The sequence below is a fragment of the Shewanella sp. SM101 genome (genome assembly GCF_025654465.1).
GTDB classification, from domain to species: Bacteria; Pseudomonadota; Gammaproteobacteria; order Enterobacterales; family Shewanellaceae; genus Shewanella; species Shewanella oncorhynchi.
Genome location: NZ_JAKKRH010000030.1, coordinates 1 through 21,808 on the forward strand (window position 1 = coordinate 1; position 21,808 = coordinate 21,808).

At 44.4% G+C, this 21,808-nt stretch carries 23 protein-coding genes and 1 pseudogene; 7 read left to right on the forward strand and 17 right to left on the reverse strand.

The window, feature by feature from the left end:
- The 3 genes and pseudogenes from L5M38_RS16105 to L5M38_RS16115 form a co-directional block, all read left to right on the forward strand.
- Positions 1–237: integrase core domain-containing protein (locus L5M38_RS16105; RefSeq protein WP_263146819.1), on the forward strand; the 237-nt coding region annotated here is incomplete at its 5' end.
- Between the two features lie 11 nt (positions 238–248).
- Positions 249–794, forward strand: a pseudogene (locus L5M38_RS16110) (porin); the annotation flags it as partial.
- A gap of 435 nt (positions 795–1,229) precedes the next feature.
- Positions 1,230–2,327 carry a porin gene (locus L5M38_RS16115; RefSeq protein ID WP_263167610.1) on the forward strand — a complete coding sequence of 366 codons (1,098 nt, stop codon included), beginning with the start codon at positions 1,230–1,232 and terminating at the stop codon, positions 2,325–2,327.
- 166 nt (positions 2,328–2,493) lie between these two features.
- Here the strand turns inward: L5M38_RS16115 and parC are convergent, their stop codons facing one another.
- Genes parC through nudF form a run of 7 tightly spaced genes read right to left on the reverse strand, consistent with a single transcriptional unit; the run spans position 2,494 to position 10,437 of the window.
- Positions 2,494–4,770 (reverse strand): DNA topoisomerase IV subunit A, encoded by a 2,277-nt coding sequence (gene parC / locus L5M38_RS16120; RefSeq protein WP_105251475.1) that lies wholly within the window; start codon positions 4,768–4,770, stop codon positions 2,494–2,496.
- Positions 4,763–5,935 carry a PQQ-dependent sugar dehydrogenase gene (locus L5M38_RS16125; RefSeq protein WP_105251474.1) on the reverse strand — a complete coding sequence of 391 codons (1,173 nt, stop codon included), beginning with the start codon at positions 5,933–5,935 and terminating at the stop codon, positions 4,763–4,765. Before L5M38_RS16125 ends, parC begins: the two co-directional genes overlap by 8 nt.
- A 52-nt stretch (positions 5,936–5,987) precedes the next feature.
- Positions 5,988–7,874: a DNA topoisomerase IV subunit B gene (parE, locus tag L5M38_RS16130; protein WP_105251473.1), complete on the reverse strand. Its 1,887-nt coding sequence runs from the start codon at positions 7,872–7,874 to the stop codon at positions 5,988–5,990.
- A 56-nt stretch (positions 7,875–7,930) separates the two neighbouring features.
- Positions 7,931–8,506: a YqiA/YcfP family alpha/beta fold hydrolase gene (locus L5M38_RS16135; RefSeq protein ID WP_173246860.1), complete on the reverse strand. Its 576-nt coding sequence runs from the start codon at positions 8,504–8,506 to the stop codon at positions 7,931–7,933.
- A 26-nt stretch (positions 8,507–8,532) separates the two neighbouring features.
- Positions 8,533–9,372, reverse strand: a complete 840-nt coding sequence (gene cpdA, locus L5M38_RS16140; RefSeq protein WP_105251471.1) for a 3',5'-cyclic-AMP phosphodiesterase — start codon at positions 9,370–9,372, stop codon at positions 8,533–8,535.
- Positions 9,373–9,387: 15 nt separating this feature from the next.
- Positions 9,388–9,828, reverse strand: coding sequence for a DUF1249 domain-containing protein (locus L5M38_RS16145; RefSeq protein WP_263179646.1), 441 nt, complete (start codon positions 9,826–9,828; stop codon positions 9,388–9,390).
- A 6-nt stretch (positions 9,829–9,834) separates the two neighbouring features.
- The gene (gene nudF, locus L5M38_RS16150) at positions 9,835–10,437 is read right to left on the reverse strand and encodes an ADP-ribose diphosphatase (protein WP_113941530.1); all 603 of its coding nucleotides are present in this window, start codon (positions 10,435–10,437) and stop codon (positions 9,835–9,837) included.
- Between the two features lie 244 nt (positions 10,438–10,681).
- Between nudF and tolC the strand changes: the two genes are divergently transcribed.
- Positions 10,682–11,989, forward strand: coding sequence for an outer membrane channel protein TolC (gene tolC / locus L5M38_RS16155; protein ID WP_105251469.1), 1,308 nt, complete (start codon positions 10,682–10,684; stop codon positions 11,987–11,989).
- A 76-nt stretch (positions 11,990–12,065) separates the two neighbouring features.
- Here tolC and L5M38_RS16160 read toward each other — a convergent pair whose 3' ends face one another.
- The 3 genes from L5M38_RS16160 to L5M38_RS16170 are packed head-to-tail and all read right to left on the reverse strand — an operon-like array spanning position 12,066 to position 14,268.
- Positions 12,066–12,803, reverse strand: a complete 738-nt coding sequence (locus L5M38_RS16160) for a TIGR04219 family outer membrane beta-barrel protein (protein ID WP_263179647.1) — start codon at positions 12,801–12,803, stop codon at positions 12,066–12,068.
- A 2-nt stretch (positions 12,804–12,805) separates the two neighbouring features.
- Positions 12,806–13,774 carry a DUF2333 family protein gene (locus L5M38_RS16165; protein WP_105251468.1) on the reverse strand — a complete coding sequence of 323 codons (969 nt, stop codon included), beginning with the start codon at positions 13,772–13,774 and terminating at the stop codon, positions 12,806–12,808.
- Positions 13,775–13,785: 11 nt separating this feature from the next.
- Positions 13,786–14,268 (reverse strand): copper chaperone PCu(A)C, encoded by a 483-nt coding sequence (locus L5M38_RS16170; protein WP_113941529.1) that lies wholly within the window; start codon positions 14,266–14,268, stop codon positions 13,786–13,788.
- A gap of 33 nt (positions 14,269–14,301) precedes the next feature.
- On the opposite strand from L5M38_RS16170, the gene L5M38_RS16175 reads away from it, so the two are divergent.
- Positions 14,302–15,039: an enoyl-CoA hydratase gene (locus tag L5M38_RS16175; RefSeq protein ID WP_028761866.1), complete on the forward strand. Its 738-nt coding sequence runs from the start codon at positions 14,302–14,304 to the stop codon at positions 15,037–15,039.
- Between the two features lie 131 nt (positions 15,040–15,170).
- Here the strand turns inward: L5M38_RS16175 and L5M38_RS16180 are convergent, their stop codons facing one another.
- From L5M38_RS16180 to dusA, 3 genes are all read right to left on the reverse strand, one after another.
- The gene (locus L5M38_RS16180; RefSeq protein ID WP_113941528.1) at positions 15,171–15,371 is read right to left on the reverse strand and encodes a PspC domain-containing protein; all 201 of its coding nucleotides are present in this window, start codon (positions 15,369–15,371) and stop codon (positions 15,171–15,173) included.
- 151 nt (positions 15,372–15,522) lie between these two features.
- Positions 15,523–15,813: a hypothetical protein gene (locus L5M38_RS16185; RefSeq protein ID WP_173246873.1), complete on the reverse strand. Its 291-nt coding sequence runs from the start codon at positions 15,811–15,813 to the stop codon at positions 15,523–15,525.
- Positions 15,814–16,023: 210 nt separating this feature from the next.
- Positions 16,024–17,043: a tRNA dihydrouridine(20/20a) synthase DusA gene (gene dusA / locus L5M38_RS16190; protein WP_263167621.1), complete on the reverse strand. Its 1,020-nt coding sequence runs from the start codon at positions 17,041–17,043 to the stop codon at positions 16,024–16,026.
- Positions 17,044–17,151: 108 nt separating this feature from the next.
- Here dusA and L5M38_RS16195 point away from each other — a divergent pair, with 108 nt between their 5' ends.
- Positions 17,152–18,213 carry a tyrosine-type recombinase/integrase gene (locus L5M38_RS16195; RefSeq protein WP_263179648.1) on the forward strand — a complete coding sequence of 354 codons (1,062 nt, stop codon included), beginning with the start codon at positions 17,152–17,154 and terminating at the stop codon, positions 18,211–18,213.
- A 106-nt stretch (positions 18,214–18,319) separates the two neighbouring features.
- Positions 18,320–18,550, forward strand: coding sequence for a hypothetical protein (locus L5M38_RS16200; protein ID WP_263179649.1), 231 nt, complete (start codon positions 18,320–18,322; stop codon positions 18,548–18,550).
- Here L5M38_RS16200 and L5M38_RS16205 read toward each other — a convergent pair.
- Genes L5M38_RS16205 through L5M38_RS16220 form a run of 4 tightly spaced genes read right to left on the reverse strand, consistent with a single transcriptional unit; the run spans position 18,547 to position 21,799 of the window.
- Complete coding sequence (locus tag L5M38_RS16205; RefSeq protein WP_263179651.1) at positions 18,547–18,759, reverse strand: hypothetical protein; 213 nt, start codon at positions 18,757–18,759, stop codon at positions 18,547–18,549. The two genes, L5M38_RS16200 and L5M38_RS16205, sit on opposite strands and share 4 nt — an antisense overlap.
- A 25-nt stretch (positions 18,760–18,784) precedes the next feature.
- Complete coding sequence (locus L5M38_RS16210) at positions 18,785–20,569, reverse strand: hypothetical protein (protein WP_263179652.1); 1,785 nt, start codon at positions 20,567–20,569, stop codon at positions 18,785–18,787.
- Positions 20,566–20,868 (reverse strand): hypothetical protein, encoded by a 303-nt coding sequence (locus L5M38_RS16215; RefSeq protein ID WP_263179653.1) that lies wholly within the window; start codon positions 20,866–20,868, stop codon positions 20,566–20,568. Before L5M38_RS16215 ends, L5M38_RS16210 begins: the two co-directional genes overlap by 4 nt.
- Positions 20,861–21,799 carry a hypothetical protein gene (locus tag L5M38_RS16220; RefSeq protein ID WP_263179654.1) on the reverse strand — a complete coding sequence of 313 codons (939 nt, stop codon included), beginning with the start codon at positions 21,797–21,799 and terminating at the stop codon, positions 20,861–20,863. The genes L5M38_RS16215 and L5M38_RS16220 overlap by 8 nt, the downstream gene beginning before the upstream one ends.
- Between the last annotated feature and the right edge of the window lie 9 nt (positions 21,800–21,808).

Here is a 21,808-nt window from a genome sequence, read left to right on the forward strand (position 1 = left end):
CGTCGCGGGAATTGTTGGGATAACGCACCAATGGAGCGTTTCTTTAGAAGTTTGAAATCTGAGTGGATACCCGCCAGTGGTTATGGGAATTTTACAGAAGCAGATAAAGAGATCACAAATTACATCACTGGATATTACAGTGAGACCAGACCCCATCAATATAATGGTGGGTTAACGCCAAATGAGTCAGAACGTTTATATTGGAATGACTCTAAAACCGTGGCCAATTTTACTTGACCACTACAAACCAAGTGGATAAGAATGGCAACGACGTGTATAGCAAAGATCAAATGTATGCTCTGAGCGCCACCTTAGGGGATAAAGCCTTTAAAGCACAAAACTACTATGTCGCTGCCGCCTATAGTGATGGTATTGACAACGTTGAAGCCTACCGTGGTGTGGCCCAAGCTAAATTCGGTGACGTAATCTTAGGTGCCTTATATCAACACAGTGAGCATGTAGATGATAAGTTTGCCAATCTCTCAGGCGATACCTATTTTGTCAACGCAGCCTACTTAATTGGCGACTTAAAACTAAAGATGATGTACGGCAAAGATGACTCAGGTTTAGGTAAATACGTGAGCCGTTATGTTGGTGACCAAGACAACAGTGGCCTAGAACAAGTCAGCGATGTTGACCTGCAACAGTTCAGTGTGGGTGCTGATTACCGCCTGAGCACTAAGACTATGGTCTATGGTCACTACACACGCTTTGATGGTGATCTTATGTTGGCTGATGTAAAGCAAGACCTGAATGACAACATCTTTACTGTCGGTTTACGCGTTGATTTTTAAATAGATTAATCAACTAACCCCAAGGTTATTTATTGATAAAAAAGCGGCTTCGGCCGCTTTTTCTGCTTAGATATCGCCCCCAAACACAAATCTATAACCAATATGACAGACTTGCTACAGCATTAGTATATGCTACAGTTACCCTCGCCGACGCACTATCTAAGGCTATCCGCCTTACCTACCACTTAAGTAGTAAGTGAAAAATAGAGTTTTACCCCTTTCAGGTAGATTTGCAGTCAAGATATAAGGAAAGATCCCAGAAATGGCCCGAATATAGGCAAGGAGAGCCAAAAACATGATCTGCGCCACAGCCTGCGAGTCGTAAAACTGTAAAAATCGGCGGCAACTTTGTTACCAACTCAGGTAGCAAATGCGTTAAACCACACAAAAACCATGAAAAATGGATAAGAACTTAGGTTCGAGGGAGCACAAAACATGAAAAAGACATTCATCTCTGCATCAGTTGCATCAGTATTGGCATTGGCTTCATTCGGTGCGCTAGCCGAAGGCCCAAGCTTCTATGGTCGTTTAGAGCTTGCTCTAACCCATACTGACACAGGTGCCACTCTACAATCAGGTACTAACGGCATTGATACCAAAAACTATGCTGATGAGAATAACGCAGGCACTTATTTAGAAAACAACTTCTCTCTATTAGGTGTTAAAGGTTCAGAAAAAATTGCTGATGGCTTTGACGTTATCTACCAAATGGAATTCCAAGTTGAAAATACATCTACTACTGGTGATGTTTTCAAAGCACGTAACACTTTCTTAGGTTTAAAAACTAACGCTGGTACTGTGTTAGTTGGCCGTAACGATACCGTATTTAAACAAGCCGAAGGCGCTGTAGATATTTTCGGTAACACTAACGCCGATATCGACCGTTTAATCAGTGCCCAAACACGTAGCGCTGATGGTGTTTGGTACTATTCACCAAAAATTGCAGGCTTAGTAACATTAAACGCTAACTATCAATTTGATGATAACGACACTACAGCTAAGACTTCTGAAAGCCTATATGCACTAAGCGCAACTCTCGGTGACAGCAAGTTTAAAGAACAGAATTACTATGCTGCAGTAGCCTATAACAAAGGCATCGCGGGTGTTGATGCATACCGTTTAGTGGGCCAAGCAAAATTCGGTCAATTCAAAGTCGGCGGTTTATTCCAAAACTCTGAAGATGTTGTGAACAATGACATCGAAGGTAACACTTACTTTGTTAACGTTTCTTATGATCTGAACGGTGTAAATCTGAAGGCTGAGTACGGGGTAGACGAAGCCGGTTTTGGTAACTATTACAAAAATATAAACAAATATACTGAAGTTGTTAACGGTACCGTTGTAAGCAAATCAATTACTGGTACAGACATCAACGTACAAAACTTCAACGTGGGTGCTGACTATCGTTTAGCTAAATCAACTATGGTATACGGCCAATACGCTATGTACCGCGGTGACCATGTTGTTGCTGGTAACAAAGTTGATCTACAAGATGACAACGTATTCTCTGTAGGCGTACGTTACGACTTCTAATCTCTTACCTAAGAGATAATAAAAACCTACTGTAGTAATACAGTAGGTTTTTTTATGTCTCAAATCTAATCCAAAAGCGCCAAAAATAAAAAACCACCTAAGCCAAACTGAGGTGGTTTTAGTTAACCCATTTAATTCTTTACAGCATTGAAACCATTACAAAGCATTAGATGCTCGCTAAAGCATCACCACCGTCACCTAATTCAACGCTATCGACACGTTGTAATCCTCTAGGCAATTTTGCACCACGACGTCCACGTTCACCTCGATAATGCTCAAGATCGCTTGGCTTCAGTGTGAGTTTGCGCTTACCTGCCCACAAGGTAACCGGCGTATCACTCGGCACTAATTGTAAATGCGTCATAAGTTCATCGCGACTCTTGGCCCTTTCGGTTGGTATGCCAATAATTTTATTACCTTTACCCTTGGATAATTGCGGTAACGCTTCTAGCGAAAACAGTAACATCCGCCCTTCGTTTGTGATCGCTAGCAGTGACATTTCTTTAGTGCGGTCGATCAACTTAGGCGTTAATGATTTAGCGTTTGTTGGTAGACTCAGCAAGGCTTTACCTGCCTTATTGCGCGACACCATATCGTTGTATGAACAAATAAAACCGTAACCTGCATCCGTAGCTAACAAGTAACATTGGTCTTCTTCACCCATCAACACATGCTGCATGGTTTCGCCAGGTGCCATATTGAAGCGAGTCGTAATAGGCTCACCTTGGCTACGGGCCGATGGCAGAGTATGGCTATCCGTCGCAAAAGCCCGCCCAGACGAATCAATAAACACTGCGGCCTGATTGCTACGTCCCATCGCGCTACATAGATATTGGTCGCCAGACTTATAGGAGAGCGACAAAGGATCGATATCGTGGCCCTTAGCACAACGCACCCAACCTTTTTCAGATAAGACAACAGTCACGGCTTCTGTCGGCGTTAACTCTTGTTCAGTTAATGCTTTGGACTCATTACGCAATACGATTGGCGAGCGACGATTATCGCCATAGGTTTCGGCATCTTGAATTAATTCTTTCTTGATCAACGTCTTCAAGCGACGCTCTGAGCCCAATAACTGCTCCAGTTTTTCGCGTTCGGCTTCAAGCTCATTTTGTTCGGCCGTTATCTTAAATTCTTCTAACTTAGCTAAATGCCGTAACTTTAACTCGAGGATCGATTCAGCTTGTTTATCACTGAGTGAAAAACGGGCCATCAACTCGGCTTTAGGATCATCGTGAAAACGAATAATCTCGATCACTTCATCAATGTTGAGGAAAGCGATCATTAGGGCTTCGAGTATATGTAACCGCGATACCACCTTGTCTAAACGATATTCTAAACGACGTTTAACCGTATCAACGCGGAACTCTAACCACTCAGTTAATAAGGTTTTTAACCCTTTAACTCGCGGACGCCCATCGAGACCCAGCACGTTTAAGTTAACTCTAAAGCTCTTTTCTAAATCCGTGGTGGCAAACAAATGCGCCATCAGTTGATCGCAATCGACGCGATTGGAGCGCGGCACCACCACAAGACGCACTGGGTTTTCATGATCCGACTCATCGCGTAAATCGGCCACCATAGGCAATTTCTTCGCCTGCATTTGACCAGCGATTTGCTCTAAAATTTTACCGCTACTGGCTTGATGCGGCAGCGCCGTTATGATGATTTCACCGCCATCGACAGTGTAAACCGCGCGCGCTCTTAATGACCCACGGCCCGACTCATAAATTTTTGCAATATCGGCAGACGGGGTAATAATCTCGGCTTCAGTTGGATAATCAGGGCCTGGTACAAAGGCCATCAATTGCTCGAGTTCAAGCTTAGGATCATCGAGCAATGCTACGCAGGCGGAGACTAATTCTCTCACGTTATGCGGCGGAATATCCGTCGCCATACCTACGGCAATACCAGTAATACCATTGAGTAAGATATGCGGTAAACGTGCAGGCAGTACTTTAGGTTCCTTCAAAGTGCCATCGAAGTTAGCACCCCATTCAACCGTACCTTGTCCCAGTTCACTGAGTAACACTTCAGAGAATTTAGAGAGACGTGCTTCGGTATAACGCATAGCCGCAAATGACTTAGGATCATCGGGGGCACCCCAGTTACCTTGGCCATCGACTAACGGGTAGCGATATGAAAATGGCTGCGCCATCAATACCATAGCCTCATAACAGGCACTATCGCCGTGAGGATGGTATTTACCTAATACGTCACCAACCGTACGGGCCGACTTTTTATGCTTAGATTGAGCCGATAAACCTAACTCACTCATCGCATAGATAATTCGACGCTGTACCGGTTTAAGTCCATCACCAATGTGTGGCAGGGCTCGGTCCATAATGACGTACATGGAATAGTTCAGATAAGCCTCTTCGGTAAAGCGCCGCAATGGCATTTGCTCTACCCCATCGAGACTTAACTTGATAGCGTCACTCATTTTCTTCTAGTTCCTGTGTTTCTTCAGTACTATCGCCCTTATAAAACAAGCGATACACGTTACCTTTTAAATCATCGGAGATGTACATAGCACCATCGGATGCCGATAACAGCGCAAAGGGTCGAGCAACGGGAAATTCACCGTCAAGGAAACTAACAACCGTTTCACGACTCACCACTTTTTGATCTTCAATCTTCAACATCACCACTTGATAACCAACTTTACTCGAACGATTCCACGAGCCATTTTCGGCGACAAACAACTGATTATGGTAAATATCGGGAAATTGACTGCCGCGATAAAATGCAAGTCCCGTGGGTGCAACATGGGCTGGCAACTCATACATTGGCAGAGTGATTTTTAAATTTTTCGGTTTTTCATAGGCGGGTTCGACAACACTACTGGCATGTAAATAAGGGAAGCCATAATGACTCCCTATCACATCGATGCGGTTAATCTCATCGGGTGGTAAGTTGTCCCCCATCCAATCACGGCCTTGATCGGCAAACCATAATTTTTTGTCTATTGGCGACCAATCAAATCCACTTGCATCACGCACACCAGCCGCAATCTGCTCACTCGCACCGGTATCAACATTGATCGCTATGATACTACTGTAAGGCACTGGCGCTTCACAGACGTTACAGGGTGCACCAATAGACACATATAAACGGCCATCTGGGCCAAAATTAATTGCCCGAGAACTTTTCTTCTCTGAGTAAGGCAAGTCACTGTAAATCTCTTTGGGTCGACTCGGGCGGCGCAATCTTTGCTCAATATCAACAAAGCGCACTATTTGATTTTCAGTGGCGACAAACAAGTCACCATTGTGGAATGCAATCGCATCGGGTGATTCAAGCCCTTTGGCTATCACATAGCGCTTATCGACACGACCATCTTGATTACTATCAACGAGAGCATGGATAGTGCCGCTCTTATTGGAACCGACAAATAAAGTGCCATTAGCCCCCATCGCCATCTGCTTAGCATCGCCAATATCCGAGGCATAAAGCGATAAACCAAACCCCTTAGCAACGGTAATCATGATCGATTGGGAACCCGCAAAGGCGCTATTGCAGAGCAATAACGTCACACTCGCTAAGAGCGTAAAACCGGCAGAAAACACCTTTAAGCAATTATAATTATTAGTTTTAATATACAACATTGTAATTTTCTTTATGCCTATGTTTTATTGTTATCGGCAATAGTGCACAACATTAAAGTAAAGCCATGTCACCCTTATCTTCAAGCCAGTTTTTACGGTCCGGCGAACGCTTCTTAGCGAGCAACATATCCATCAAAGCATCCGTTTCTTCGATGTCATCTATCGTCAACTGTACTAAACGACGGGTGTTTGGATCCATCGTTGTTTCACGAAGTTGTAAAGGATTCATCTCACCCAAGCCCTTAAAGCGGGTGACTTGTACCTTACCCTTTTTATTCTCAGCGGCAATACGGTCTAAAATACCCGCTCTTTCTGCCTCATCTAAGGCGTAATACACCTCTTTGCCGATATCAATACGGAACAACGGCGGCATAGCAATATACACATGACCCTGCTCAACTAAGATACGGTAATGCTTCAAAAATAGCGCGCATAACAAGGTAGCAATGTGCAGTCCGTCTGAGTCGGCATCCGCAAGGATACAAATCTTGCCATAACGTAATTCAGAGATATCACTACTATCGGGATCGCAACCAATCGCGACCGAAATATCATGAACTTCCTGTGAAGCTAATACCTGCGAAGCATCGACTTCCCAGGTATTCAAGATTTTTCCACGCAGCGGCATGATGGCTTGAAACTCACGATCGCGGGCCTGTTTAGCACTACCACCCGCAGAATCCCCTTCCACGAGGAATAACTCTCCGCGCATCGGATCTTGGCCACTACAGTCCGTTAGCTTACCCGGCAGTGCAGGTCCCGAAGTCACCTTTTTGCGGGCCACTTTTTTGGCGGCCTTTAAGCGGCTCTGGGCATTATTAATGCACATTTCGGCTAAGGATTCAGCTAACTCGGTATTTGAGTTCAACCAGAGTGAGAATGCGTCACGCACAACGCCAGACACAAAAGCAGCACATTGGCGACTAGAAAGCTTTTCTTTTGTTTGACCAGCGAATTGCGGTTCTTGCATCTTCACCGACAATATAAACGCGGCGCGATCCCAGATATCTTCGGGTGAAAGTTTAATACCACGGGGGATTAAATTTCTGAACTCACAGAACTCCCGCATCGATTCCAATAAACCTTGGCGGAAACCATTCACATGGGTACCACCCAGTGGAGTCGGAATTAAATTAACATAACTCTCGCCAATGGATTCACCGCCTTCAGGCAACCAAGTAATGGCCCAATCTGCGGCTTCTAGTTGACCTTTAAAGCAACCCACAAACGGCTCTTCGGGCAACCTTAAATTGTCGCCAATCGCTGCCTTCAAATAATCAGTTAGGCCGCTTTCATAGAACCATTCATGGACTTCATTTGTCTGTTTATTGGTAAATTTGATCCGTAAACCTGGGCACAGTACTGCTTTAGCACGAAGTAGATAAATTAGTTTTGAATTTGAGAAGTTAGCCGAATCAAAATAGCTCGCATCGGGCCAAAAATGCACTCGAGTCCCCGTATTACGACGGCCACAGGTCCCTGTTGGGCGTAAATCTTCAACTTTAAAGCCATTTTCAAAAGCGATGTCATACACTTGGCCATCACGGCGAACCGTGACTTCGACACGGCGCGACAAAGCGTTAACTACCGAGATACCGACACCGTGTAAACCACCGGAGAACTGGTAGTTTTTATTCGAAAATTTACCGCCAGCATGCAATTTGGTCAGAATTAACTCAACCCCAGGAATGCCTTCTTCTGGGTGGATATCCACTGGCATACCACGGCCATCATCAGTGACTTCGAGGGAGTTATCTGTATGTAGAACAACTTCAATTTTTGTCGCGTGACCTGCCAATGCCTCATCGACACTGTTATCTATGACCTCTTGGCCCAAATGGTTCGGTCTGGAGGTGTCGGTATACATACCTGGACGGCGTTTAACAGGATCGAGTCCGTTGAGAACTTCAATGGCGTCAGAGGTGTATTGATTTGTCATAGGGCACGCTATTGGTTGTTATATCCGGCCATGTTGCGGCTCGGCATGTCAGTTTGTCAAGGTAAGTGTAAAAATTGGCTTACAGTTTGCAGATGCGACTCATAACCAACAAAGCTGTGATCACCACCCGCTTCAACTCGCAATTGACAGTGATGATACTTATTGACCGCTTCGCGATAATCCAGCACATCATCACCTGTCTGCAATAATACCAAAAAACGATCCGGATTGCGGATCACAGCCGTATTAAATTCAGCGACTTCAGACTTATGCTCAGGTAAGACAAGATAATGCTGTTCAGTGTAAGGATTGAATTGCGGCCCCATAAACTCATCGAACAACTCAAAGGGTTTTACCGCTGGATTAACTAACACCGCTTTGCCACCGTAGGTTTCGGCTAAATAGCTGGCGAAATACCCGCCTAAAGATGAGCCTATATAAGTTAATGGCTCGTTGGCATCAATCGCCGCCTCAACATAAGCGGTTAAGAGCACCATCGCAGCCTTAGGTGTATTGGGTAATTGGGGCTGATGGAAGGCCACACTAGGATGATGCAGCGCCATGTACTTAGCCGTCATCACAGCTTTATCTGAAAATGGAGAACTATTAAAACCGTGAATATAAAGCAGCATATTTCCTCAGGCTGCGGCTATTCGCGTTAATAACCGCTAGAGTTGTTGTCGGGGGAAAAATGGTTGCCCGGTACGCGATACACTTTAGTGTTGATGCTACCATCGGCTTTCAACTCCAGCAAACGATAACCCGGTTGAACGCCATCCAAGGCAAAATAAGGCGATAACGGCTTAAATTGAATACAAGTGGAAGGTGTCGCCATCAACTGCAACGTGCCATGGGGCCCATTATGATGGGTATCAATACATTGGTGCACATGTCCCCAGAGCAATCCTTTGACCTGCGGATACTTTGCCACTCGCGCGATAAACTCGGCGCCATTGTCCATGCAGTGCTGATCCAACCAAGTACAATTCACAACGATGGGATTGTGATGCATCACCAGTAAAGTATGGCATTCAGGATGTGCGGCAATGGCTTCATCAATTAATTCGAACTGAGTCTCGGCCATATTGCCGCCAGGCTTTCCCCGCACGGTTGAATCCAACATGAGGATTTGCCAGTTTCCCGCCAGAATACGCTGCTGCCCAAAAATCTGTTCACCCTGCATGTGCAGATACATGATCCGTGGATCGTCATGATTTCCAGGAAGATAATGGCAAGGTAAGCCAACGGGGGTGACTGCTTTCACAAATTGCTGATAGGACTCAGCCGAATAGTCTTGACTCAAATCGCCCGTGGCGAGCATCAAGTGAGCAGGATAGTCCACAGCTCTAATCGTATTTAATACGGCAGCAAAACTTTTGCTAGTATTAACTCCTAATAGCTGAGCTTCAGGATCGGCAAAAAGATGCGGATCTGTGACTTGCACGATACGCACGCTTTCCCCTTCAGCTATGGAGTAAGAGACAGCCTCTTTCAGCACATTGAATACCCAATTCTAAGACTGGCACACGACACTGTGTTGGTAACCAATCTTTAATAACTCTTCCAGGAATGCATTCACCTGGTACTTTTCATCACTTTGATACATGCGTACATTGGGATAATCATACACTGGGCGTAATTGGTAAATCTGTTGGCCAGTTAACACTTCTGCTAATTTAGCATCGTGATAAATTCTCACTAACACCTTGGGAGTATTGATAAACTCCTTTATTTCGATGGGACGAGATATCTCAACTAGCTGAGTATATTTGGTATTTTCTAAAATTCGCACTACTAATATACCAAACTCACCTTCGAGTCGCCATGACTCACCGATAGCTATATCTAACGGTAACCATTTCAACATGTAGCCATAATTACGCCCGCACAGTGCTAAAAAATCACTGACGTTGGGTTTATAGCGCCGTTTTAGACTCGAAGTAGCCACATTCATCCCAACTTAAACCAGTTGCTGATAGTTTAATTGTAACCATTGTAATCCAATAACGGTCGACGCATTATCAATCTCGCCCGCAACCACTCGCTCATAAGCTTGCTCGCGGCTCATGACATGCAATCGAATATCTTCGTGCTCTTCAGCTAATCCATGCAATCCACGGGCGTTGTTTGAATCGATATCAGCCCAATAGAAATAGAAACGTTCTGTACTACCACCTGGGCTCGCTAAATAGCTATTCACACTGTGTATTTGCTTAGCCATTAAGCCTGTTTCTTCCATTAATTCTCGGTGTGCAACATCCAGAGGCGTTTCTGCGGGCGCAATCATACCCGCGACTAACTCAAGAAGCCAAGGAGATTTAGCGGTTGCTAATGCAGGAAAACGTACCTGTTCAATGAGTACGACTTTATCTTGCTTGGCATCATAGGGCAGAACGACCACAGCATGACCCCGTTCAAACACTTCGCGAGTGACAGGCTTACTCCAGCCACCAGCGAATAATTTATGCTTGAAAGTGTATTCGTCCATTGAGAAAAACCCTTGATAAAGGGATTTTTTTCCTAAGATCTCAATATCCGTTTGCGAAAAAACAGGGGGTTTCATACTCTATCCTTAAAAGTTAAATTTGCGCCTACAATCAAGGCAATTTGAGCACATTTTTAAAATAAAATCTGTTACACTTCGAATTTGACTTGAAAGTGTCAGAGTTCTTAGACTCTAGGTCATTAAGTTTTAGCTGTATCGGGAAGCGTCGGGAAGCGCAAACCGCCTTGGTAAAGGCATTACTTAGTCTAAACGAAGTTAAAATATTCCTCCGTGGGGGGATTTTGTCTAATAAGGACAGCAAATGAAATTTAAGATCCATAATTTATGCGCAGCATTAACACTTGCGGCTTCCGCTTCAGCGGTGCAAGCAGATGATTTGTTGCAAATTTATCAGCAAGCACTGACCAGCGACCCGCTCGTATTGCAAGCCCAAGCCCAGCGTAATGGTTTGTTTGAGAAAATCGAGCAAAACCGCGCTCCGCTGTTGCCAACCATTAGTGCAAACGTCGGTTATGACAAAGCTTGGAATGATCCGAAGGATGATGCAAGTGGTCTAGTAGGTAGCCTGAAATTAAATCAAGTCATCTATGATCACAGTGCTTGGGTTGGTTTAAGTCTTGCTGAGAAAGCCGCTTCTCAAGCTGATTCCGCTTATGCTTCCGCATTACAAAACTTGATTACTCGTATCACTAAAGCCTATTTCGATGTATTAACGGCGAAAGACAACTACGAGTTCCAAGGTGCAGAAAAACGCGCAATCGAGCGTCAACTTGAACAAACTAAACAACGTTTCGCAGTGGGTTTGACCGCGATTACCGATGTGCATGAAGCTCAAGCGCAATATGACTTAGCCTCAGCCACTGAAATTTTAGCCGAAAACACGCTCGCCAATAGTTATGAAGCCTTACGTGAAATCACCGGCATCGATCACAAGACGATTAATGTGTTAGATACCAACCGTTTCTCAGCCGTTACGCCAGCGCCAACGTCATCTAGCGAATGGTTAAAAATTGCTGAAACCAATAGTGTTGATTTAATGACTCAACGTATTGGTAAAGATATTGCCCAAGAGACCATTAAGCTTTATCAAGCAGGCCACATGCCGTCTTTAAGCTTAAATGCCGGTTACAACAAAGGTCTTGAGCAAAAAATGGGGAATCTCAACGAACCTGATTTTGATAATGTCAGCGTTGGTGTCAACTTAAGCATTCCGATTTTCGAAGGTTTTAAAGTCAGCTCACAAGTTAATGAAGCACAATTCCAGTATGTTGAAGCAAGTGAAAAGCTTGAGCAAATTTACCGTGGTGTAGTGAAAAACGTTCGTAATAACTACAACAACGTAGGTGCTTCTATCAGCTCAATCAAAGCTTATGAGCAATCTGTTATTTCATCAGAAAGTGCCCTAAAAGCCACTCAAGCGGGTTTCGAAGTGGGTACTCGTACTATCGTTGATGTTTTGAACCGTACCCGTGACTTGTACGACTCAAAACGTAAATTATCCGATGCGCGCTATAGCTACATCAACTCAGTTGTTGCACTAAAGCAAGCTGCGGGTACATTGAATGAAGATGATGTTATCGCCATCAATAATGGCTTGATTGCACAGTAACAACGCTCTCAGTCATTAAATATAAAAAACCGCCATTTGGCGGTTTTTTTATGCTTAGAAGTTAAAATCCACAAAATTAGAAGTTGATTTCAACACCCGCAAAATAACCTTTAAATTTAGTATCAGCACTCACACCCGAGAAATTACTCACATCGAATAAAAATTCACGGTAGCCTACACGTACACGCGTATTGACGGCCAAACCATCAAATTGCCAACCTAAACCAATTGCATAGTCGTGCACGCTTGACTCATTGACGCCCTGCATCAAATCAGCAAAACCGTACAAGCCTAAGCCAGGCATACCTACATGCGTACTGGCGTAACCCATCACAATACCGCTATCGACATCTTTCTCTTCTGGATGGCCAGGATCTTGAACACGCAGTGAACCATTCATTAACTTGTATGCTGCACCGAGATCCAACGACACTATGTCGTTGTCCAATATTTCGTAGTACAGCACGAAGTCTGTGTTACTCAAATCAGTATAAGCAGTAACATTACCTTTAAAATCATGACCATTGAAGTTGAAATCAGCATCCGACATGCCGCCTTTCTGATCTAAGCTATTTTCACGGATTTTAATGTTAGGGACAAATGGCAATGGGTGCTCAACTGCAATCCAATAACTGCCTTGAGCAGATGAACTGTAATCAAATGTTTGTTGTGGTTGACCTTTATCAGCAAAAGTACCGCTAGTATCGGCGCGCCAGTAATCACCACCAATAGTAAAACCAACCACAGTTGCCGCTTGGGCAGATGAGGCCATACAGAATCCTAATACCGCACTGGCGAGGAGAGTTTTTTTCATAATTAACCTTGAGATAGCAAGTTCGTTAAATCAATCACCGCGGCATTCGCACGCGACACATAGTTAGCCATAACCAATGAATGATTAGCGACTAAGCCAAAACCGCTGCCATTCAGCACAACAGGGCTCCAGACAGTTTGCTGAGTCGCCTCCAGCTCACGAATGATCTGTCTTAGGCTTACTTCAGCATTTTTCTTCTTCAATACGTCAGCAAAGTCAACTTCAACTGCGCGCATAAAGTTCAACAACGCCCATGAAGCACCACGGCTCTCATAGAAGACATCATCAATTTTCCACCAACTGGTTTTTACCTGATGGCTGGTCAAATTTGGAGTTGATTGACGCGCCGAATTATCACCAGCTAGGTCTGTATTTAAGCGCTCTTGGCCAACGCTGGCAGATAAACGCTGCGACATACTGCCCAGACGTTTCTGCACTTCTTTCAACCATTCATTAAGGTTGTCAGCACGGGCATAAAACTGTGCATCTTGATTATTTGGGTCCATCATGCGGGCACGATAAAGCTTCAGCAATTTGATTGCATCGCGATATTCGCTTTCGGCACTGGGTACTAACCAGCTAGTGTGGTCAATATTGAGCTTAGATTGGGCTTCGCCTAAATCTTTGTCCGCCGCAGATTGTGACTGTGAGCGGCTAAACTCTTTACGCATAATCAAGGCTAAATCACGGGCTTGCTCCAAAGCACCATATTCAAATGCGGGCATGTTATCCATGAAGATGGAAGGTGGCATCACATCGTTTGATAACCAACCACCTTGCTTATCGAGTAAATTTTCGACAGTGAGGATTAGCGATGTAGTGGTAGCGTACCCAACAATATTCTTATTGGATGCTGTTAATTGTTGAGGGCTAATCGGATCCGGTTCGATACTCCACCATACACTCACGCCATAACCGATTAATACTAAAAATAAACCGACCCCGGTAACTTTTTTCCATGTAATTTGCATCAAGCGACTCCTTAATGATGGTGATGATGCTCTTGCTCTGCGGCGTTTTCTACTGCTTTACTAACAGGCAGGGTAATTGCCATTTTCTCGCCACCGTCAAACTCTAATTGCAGTTCAACTTGTTGCTCTAAAACCAATGGCGCTTTTAAGCCAAGCAACATGACGTGATCCCCTGACGGCGTTAACGTTAATGTGCCATGGGAGGGGATGTCAAAACCTTCAACATGGCGCATCTTCACCATGCCTTGGTCTTCGATAATCGTGTGTAATTGGGCATCCTTTGCCACAGTCGTACTGACACCGATAAGACGAATCGCTTTATCTGTGTGGTTTTCAAGCGTAAAGTAAGCGGCAGTATTTGGTACTGTCTCAGGCATGGCGCGTATATGACCTTCAGTCATGACTACGTTCGCCAACGCTGAAAATGATGCACAAGATAAAACTAGACAATTAAACAGCTGTTTGAATATTGGTTTCAATGTCTTAAACTCCATGTCTACCCAATGTCGTCGTAAAGGAAACAACCCATGAGTCATATACAGGTTCAGGATGATCAGGGCGTGCGTATTATTAGCTTTAATCGCCCTGATAAACGCAATGCACTTGATCTTAATATGTATAAACAACTGACAGAATACCTGATCGAAGGTGAAGCAGACAACGACATTCGTGCCTTTATGCTCCATGGCCAAGATAATTGTTTCACCTCAGGCAATGATGTTGCTGACTTTTTGAAAAATAGTGACTTAGGGCCAAATCATCCCGCAGTACGTTTCTTATTTTGTCTACTCGAACTCAAAAAACCTCTGGTAGCTGCCGTTTCTGGTGCCGCCGTCGGTATAGGTACAACCGTACTGCTACATTGCGATCTGGTATACGCTGACAACACGGCGAAATTTCAACTTCCCTTCGTCAACTTGGCTCTCGTGCCGGAAGCGGGGGCTAGCCTACTCTTACCTGAACTCATTGGTTATCAAAAAGCGGCTGAGTTACTGCTACTTGGTGAAAGTTTTAATGCCGAGACGGCCCATAGACTCAATATGATCAACGAAATTGTGGCCCATGAAGATTTACTCAGTTATGCATTATCTCAGGCAAAAAAATTGGCAAATCAACCGCCACAAGCCCTACAAATCACACGTCAATTAATGCGTCCGCATAAAAATCGTGTACAACACCAAATGCACCAGGAACTTGAACAATTTAGCGCTAGGCTAAAAAGTGATGAAGCCAAAAGCAGATTTCAGGCTTTTTTGAAAAAGTAGTCTGCAAGGCAGTATGCATATACATTTTCGCATGAGGGTCAAAGTACCCTCTTGTTGATAGGTTTAACTGCATCATTTTAAATCAAAACAAGCCACTTATTAGCTCATCAACACCAGCCATCACTGCATGATTAGGCTGGTTTTTTCCATTGGTCAACTAACAATGCTAAAACAAAGTAAATTAGCAAACTCACACCCGGCATAAATACAACTGCACCAGCCCACACCGCACGAGTCCAAAAACAAGACCAATCAAATTTCCACGCCATGCCTGCAGCAACACCACACACTAACCGCTCTGGACTCTCCATACGCACTTTTAATCGTTTCATCTAAAACCTCGGCTCAGTTGATCGCTAACTTATTTATCACTAACACTATGCCACTGAAACCAGCAAATAATGCCTGAAAACAACGCAAGACTAATTACAGGTAACAGTAGCAATGTCATCAAAGGTGCTACAAACCACATAAGCAGATCCTTTACTTAGCGCTATATTCATCGGCACCTGCCGATTCACCTTTATTTTCAGCGTTTAAGCTAAGTTGACTGTTGAAGTCATAAATACTTTCAGCCAGTTGTGTTTGCAATGACATCACAAATTCACGCTTTACACTGACGAACAATTCTTGTGTCTGCGCAGTTAATGTTTGCTCAATAGTTCCCACAACATCTGATATTGGTGCGGCTTCTGCGTGTGCTGCAACGCTACCGACTAACGCGCCTAATAACACACTCATTTGTACTGATTTTTTAATGGTTAACGTAAACATGATGGCATCCCTTTCGATTAATTAACTTGACGAAAGGAGTATTACAAACTGCGTGCCAACTTATAAAAGTATTTTTAAGATTATGATTTTAATCATTTTAAAAAAATTTTATATGGACAAGATGAGATATAGGGATGGATTTGAAAATAACAAGTGGTGAAAAATACTACTCAAATTAGTAAATTTCACCATCTTTTAAGTCGAGTGGAATTACTCTACAACTTCAGCCTGAATATTCTGAAAAGCCTGCTTTACCACTTCTATCCCAGCGCCGTTTTTATGGGCATTTTCGCTCAAATAACGACGCCACGCACGGGCACCCGGTAAGCCTTGAAATAAACCTATCATATGACGAGTAATATGATTGAGCCGGCCACCAGACTGCAAATGCGCTTCAATATAAGGCAACATAGCCTCAATCACAGCCTCGCGGCTGATCACTGCTTTTTGACTGCCACACAATATTTGATCCACCTGCGCCAGAATATAAGGATTCTGATAAGCCTCGCGCCCCATCATTACTCCATCGAGCTGCACTAAATGAACTTGTGCTTGCTCGAGAGTTGTTACGCCGCCATTAATACCAATATTAAGTGCAGGATAATCACGCTTAAGTTGATACACACGCTCATAATCGAGCGGCGGGATCTCGCGATTCTCTTTTGGGCTTAACCCTTGAAGCCACGCCTTACGCGCATGGATAGTAAAATCCGTACACCCTTTTGTACTAACCACATCAATAAACTGGGTTAAAAACGCATAACTATCTTGCTCATCAATTCCGATACGCGTTTTCACAGTCACAGGAATATCAACGACTTGTTTCATGGCGTCAATACACTCAGCCACTAACTCAGGTTCCGCCATCAAACACGCGCCAAAGCGACCATTCTGCACTCGATCGGAAGGACAACCCACATTGAGGTTAACTTCATCGTAGCCACGCTCAGCAGCGAGTTTAGCGCAACGAGCCAAATCTAAGGGATTAGAGCCACCTAACTGCAACGCCAAAGGATGTTCTTCTTGGTTATACGCCAAGTAATCACCGCGACCATGCAATATCGCTCCTGTTGTCACCATTTCCGTATACAACAAAGCATTAGCCGACATCAAACGTGCAAAATAACGATAATGCCGGTCTGTCCAATCCAACATGGGCGCAATGGAAAAGGTTCTATCGAGGGTTTTAGGCGCTAAACCTTGGTGCTGCTGGGTTTTATCTAAATTCATTATAATCCGAAAATTTGATATTTTTGCTAATTTTTACGCATTTTTGCACATTTTAACGTTGTCAGGTATCCTGAGAGGTATCCAAAATTATAGGACTGGGTACCCAAAATGGCGTTCTATGTAATTGATCCTAGAACTCGCGCTGATGGAACTACACGCTACAAATGCACTGTTAGGGTGAAGAAGAAAGGTAAGATAGTTTACAGCGATCACCAGACTTTTACAAAGCAAGCGGCTGCTGAGGCATGGGCGAAGCAAGAAGTTGCCAAACTAGAGTCTGGCGGTGTGCCTGTTCCATTGGCTGATGGCATAACACTGCAGGCATTAATCGCTAAGTATGTTGATGATCCGCATATCAGCTTAGGCCGCACTAAGCTTTATGTGCTTAATATGTTAGCTGATAGCGATATTGGTAAGTTGCATATTGCTGATATCAAATCACATCACATTGTTGAGCATTGTAAATTAAGACGCGAAGCTGGTGCAGGGCCATCTACTGTGAATCATGATGTCAGCTATTTACGTTGGTGCTTGAAAATGGCTAAGCCAAACTATGGCTATGCTTCTTCAGAAATACCTGTGATCGAAGCTTATGAGACTTTACATAGCCAAAACCTTATCGGCAAGTCAGAACGCCGCTCGCGCAGGCCAACATCAATTGAAATTGAGAAGTTGAAAATAGGCTTGCTTGAAAGAGCAGATCAACGGGCTGCACACATCCCTTATATTGATTTGCTGGATTTCTCGATACTGAGTTGCATGCGTATTGGTGAAGTGTGCCGGATAACATGGGACGATGTAGATGAGGCACAAAAAGCCGTGATCGTTCGTGACCGTAAGGACCCGCGCAAAAAAGCAGGTAATCACATGTTGGTGCCTATGTTGGGTGGGGCGTGGGAGATACTGCAAAAGCAGCCGAGGAATGATGCGCGGGTTTTCCCCTACAACGAGCGCAGCGTTACTGCAGGATTTCAGCGGGTGCGTAACGAATTGGGCATTGAAGATTTACGCTATCACGATCTAAGGCGTGAAGGTGCCAGCCGGCTATTTGAGAAGGGCTATAGCATTGATGAAGTGGCGCAGGTGACAGGGCATAGGAATATCAATACTCTGTGGCAAGTGTATACCGAGCTATTCCCTAAGCGGTTGCATGATAAGTTTAAAGATTAACTAGACCGTCAACAATGCAATTATAAGCATTTGTTTTAATTAAATATTTTACTTTTTAATTTGTTTGTGAAATGATAAATCCGAACTCATATCCAGAGGATCTACCATGAACAACTTTGAAAAGGTTTTAGAATCATTACCTGTAGAATTTGATGAAAAAAAACTAATGGATACTATCAATAAAATTGGTTGTTCCATCAGTTTGTCAGCTGCTAAAAAGCAGGTATCTAAAAGATATGGTGTAATAACTATTAATTCGTGGTCAAAAAACAGGCTGCCAAATAAAGAGCCAACACGAAAATACATAGGAATGGATCGTTCAAATTCAGGTTACTAAACCTCTATCTCCACAAATGGCAAGTCGGGTGCTGTTCCTAGCACCCTGCCATCTTGTACGTAGATGTGATCGCCAACCGTTCCTGAGCCAATGGCGCGGATAGTGTGGCCGCTGGCACTGCTGGCTGTGACGGTGCCATCGGCGTTTACGGCATCCACAGTCATGATCATCCGTGGCAATACTAACGCTGTTTGAAGTTGTTTAAGCATGATGCCTCGCTGGCTGTTAGCAGGGTTACGCGATTGAGCGGATCACTGTAATGGATTGTTCGATATCGATATCACCGCGATCACTGACGCTGGCGCGGATGCTCCAACTGTCACACGTTCCTTTAAAGACTTCGGTACCTTCACGAATACCAATCAACATGCCAAGCGTTGCGGGTGGCAAATCAACCATAACGGGCAAGGATAGCGTGACGTTGAGCTTGTCGCCTGTATCTGCCAGCGCATTGGTGCCAGCGATGCGAGCCGCTTGGTTATCTACGATCAACTGGGCGCTAATATCCGCAGCAGGAATATTGCCAGCGCTGCCGGTGCGTTTCACCTTGGCGCTAATCCCTTGTTGTTCACCACGCAGCCACACTACATCACACAACGGATTGCGGGAGACTGACTCGCTGTAATTGGTGATCACGGCATCGTGCACTGTTAGGTCCGGTACCGCTGTTGCCATTTCCCACGGCACTGTTGGCCAGCGGGGAATAATAGTGAGTTTACGGGTGGCATCATCCGCTAAGATCATGCAGCCCAATTGGCTCGCTGCTTCATTAATCGCGTCGATCGGTGACTTGTTACCCACGCTGAACGCGCCTGCAGGGACGCTAAAATCTGGTATCCCGCTTAGCTCTGCAGTCCAACCTGTGTTTTGCAACAGATCACCGATAATACCGCCAAGGCTGCGCAAGACAGTGTTGGTGTAGCTGATTGGCAAAAGGTAAGGCGATGACAACTCAGCGGCGCGTGATCGGCCTGTGCTGCTGTGGGTTTCAATACCAAAGGCTTTGCTGGCGCTTGGCTGCTCGGCAATGGCATAAAACTCATAACCGTTGATGGTGATCAGCAATAGCTCATTATGGGCGCGCTGCGCATCGATACGGCTTGAGAACTCAAGGCTAACCGACCTCGCCCACTGCCCACGGCTTTGGCTAATGCTACAACTTACGATCACAATCGGTAAACTGTCTGATACTCGCACGCATGTGATCGTTGGCTGCATTAAGTAGTACCTGCGGATTTGTGGTTCAATCGGGATTTTAAAATCGATATTGGGTAACGGTGGGTTTGCATCAATGAGGCCGCCGCCATCGTCCCAGTAGCACACGTTCGGTGAGGCCGTAAATCTAAGCCGTGTTGGGCTAGTTGAGTTGATCCAAGGTTCGCTAAAGCGCAGCGTGACCTTACCCACTGGCGGTACGTATTTACTGGAACATACCCATCGCGCCGCATGGGGAGCCCATACCACAGTCTTATTATCACCTTGGCTTTGAATGTTGGTATAGCTAAGCGCTATCTCAGTTGCTAGTTGCTCGCCGACATGCAATTTAACGCTAATTTGCTGGCTCGTGGCGGCTGCTTGTGACCAATGCATTCCAAGCGCTGTCTGCTGCAGCTCTGGCACTATCCAATTGCTCATAGCTTGCTGACAAGGGGCTTCTGGTACCAACCAATTCATATTGAGTTGAAAAGGTACCAACGTATTCCATTGCCAATCAACAGCAAATATTTCGCCAGCTAATGGCGGCGTATTCCATACCATTACAATTTGCTGCTTTAAGCTAAAGAAACTATCCCATGCAAACACTGTATTGGCAGCATGTGATTGACTGCGCTGGCTGAGAGTGAGTTGCTGCTCAACACTTTGGCCTATCAGTATTGCAAGCCCACAGGCCATACCAATACTGCCGATGCGAATAGGGGGATCGGGTAACTCGGGTATGGAGTCATCATTAAAGCGAATGGTTATCGGGGATTTAGCATTTAGCCAAGGTGTATCAAACCTTAATATAATTGCTGTCATGAGCGGATATTCACAGTGTTACCGTCAATTACTTCGGCCTGCACACCATCGATAAATCTAGTGTTATAAGTACGATTATCATCAAGAATACCCACCAATAAATCGGCATTGATACTGTAGTTAAAAGGTACAATAAACTTTAGCTGTTTGTTTGATTGATAAGTGAAATTATAGAAAATATCGCCTGTATCACGGGACATTATTAAGACACGTTCGGCATCAGGGTCGGCATCAATAGTCAACAACGCCTGATTCAGCACAAACCCTTTGGATACTATAGGTCTGATAATTTTACTCATACCAATCACCTGTAGAAATCCATAACTTACAGGTGTAATACCCCCTCAACAAAGTGAATGTAGCACCGTTAATATCCACATCAATTGGCCAAACTGCATCCCTATAACCACAAAACGATGACTCATATAGTCCCGGCACAACGCCGCGTGCTGTCGGCAATACTTGACTACTGTTGTTTGTAGCATTGTAACTGAGATTGAGAATTGCTGGTGCCATGATGTGTTGAACGCCTATGCCCTCTGCCCCATCTGTAACCGCATTCGTGACCGTTGGGAACATGTATGAATATTTGTAAAACGAATAAGGTGCAGAACCATCCGATGCATATAATCTAGAAAAACACGAACCCTGATTGCCAAGATTTATCACAACGTATGAAGTGCTCCCATTGTCGCCGTCGGTAGTATTTGCACTAACAATGGTAAACGCATGCATGTCATTGGCAATAAACGATTGAATATCCCCGATAAAATAACAAATTTGCTGTGATTGTGTAGCTGTGTACATTGTTATTGGTTCTACACTTCTGTGCTGGATAATATAAAAACCTCTGCTTGTTCCTATAATCTCCCAACCTTTACCCGCGCTAGATAGAGGAAGTGCCCTAAGACCAATGGGTTTAATAAATGTATCCAATGCACTCATACCTAATGCAGCATTGAGATAACAAGTCCCCCCTGCGGTGTTGGCACCGTTACTTGACCAGAATTGGAAATATCCACCACACCCACCATCGGTTAGAGAATTTCTAAATGCAACCTTGAATGCACCAGCATTTTCAAATTCCAATGTCCAGCCTAGTGGGGCTTTATCCCCATAACCTTCGACCAAAACCTTTTTGAGAATATTAATCCACTCAGATGGTGTAGCGTTGACTAATTGCGGGGCACCCGCATCGGTATAACGATAAACAGTAACTGGTAAGCCCATTGCAATTGC

Coding starts and splice junctions, on each gene's coding strand:
- L5M38_RS16185 (WP_173246873.1), bottom strand. CDS start 15,813: ATGTTTACGTTAACCATTAAAAAATCAGTACAAATGAGTGTGTTATTA.
- L5M38_RS16160 (WP_263179647.1), bottom strand. CDS start 12,803: ATGAAAAAAACTCTCCTCGCCAGTGCGGTATTAGGATTCTGTATGGCC.
- L5M38_RS16220 (WP_263179654.1), bottom strand. CDS start 21,799: ATGGGCTTACCAGTTACTGTTTATCGTTATACCGATGCGGGTGCCCCG.
- L5M38_RS16205 (WP_263179651.1), bottom strand. CDS start 18,759: ATGCTTAAACAACTTCAAACAGCGTTAGTATTGCCACGGATGATCATG.
- L5M38_RS16180 (WP_113941528.1), bottom strand. CDS start 15,371: ATGAAACGATTAAAAGTGCGTATGGAGAGTCCAGAGCGGTTAGTGTGT.
- L5M38_RS16115 (WP_263167610.1), top strand. CDS start 1,230: ATGAAAAAGACATTCATCTCTGCATCAGTTGCATCAGTATTGGCATTG.
- L5M38_RS16195 (WP_263179648.1), top strand. CDS start 17,152: ATGGCGTTCTATGTAATTGATCCTAGAACTCGCGCTGATGGAACTACA.
- tolC (WP_105251469.1), top strand. CDS start 10,682: ATGAAATTTAAGATCCATAATTTATGCGCAGCATTAACACTTGCGGCT.
- L5M38_RS16125 (WP_105251474.1), bottom strand. CDS start 5,935: ATGTTGTATATTAAAACTAATAATTATAATTGCTTAAAGGTGTTTTCT.
- nudF (WP_113941530.1), bottom strand. CDS start 10,437: ATGAAACCCCCTGTTTTTTCGCAAACGGATATTGAGATCTTAGGAAAA.
- parC (WP_105251475.1), bottom strand. CDS start 4,770: ATGAGTGACGCTATCAAGTTAAGTCTCGATGGGGTAGAGCAAATGCCA.
- L5M38_RS16135 (WP_173246860.1), bottom strand. CDS start 8,506: ATGCTGCTTTATATTCACGGTTTTAATAGTTCTCCATTTTCAGATAAA.
- L5M38_RS16170 (WP_113941529.1), bottom strand. CDS start 14,268: ATGGAGTTTAAGACATTGAAACCAATATTCAAACAGCTGTTTAATTGT.
- L5M38_RS16215 (WP_263179653.1), bottom strand. CDS start 20,868: ATGAGTAAAATTATCAGACCTATAGTATCCAAAGGGTTTGTGCTGAAT.
- L5M38_RS16165 (WP_105251468.1), bottom strand. CDS start 13,774: ATGCAAATTACATGGAAAAAAGTTACCGGGGTCGGTTTATTTTTAGTA.
- dusA (WP_263167621.1), bottom strand. CDS start 17,043: ATGAATTTAGATAAAACCCAGCAGCACCAAGGTTTAGCGCCTAAAACC.
- parE (WP_105251473.1), bottom strand. CDS start 7,874: ATGACAAATCAATACACCTCTGACGCCATTGAAGTTCTCAACGGACTC.
- L5M38_RS16210 (WP_263179652.1), bottom strand. CDS start 20,569: ATGACAGCAATTATATTAAGGTTTGATACACCTTGGCTAAATGCTAAA.
- L5M38_RS16200 (WP_263179649.1), top strand. CDS start 18,320: ATGAACAACTTTGAAAAGGTTTTAGAATCATTACCTGTAGAATTTGAT.
- L5M38_RS16145 (WP_263179646.1), bottom strand. CDS start 9,828: ATGAATGTGGCTACTTCGAGTCTAAAACGGCGCTATAAACCCAACGTC.
- L5M38_RS16175 (WP_028761866.1), top strand. CDS start 14,302: ATGAGTCATATACAGGTTCAGGATGATCAGGGCGTGCGTATTATTAGC.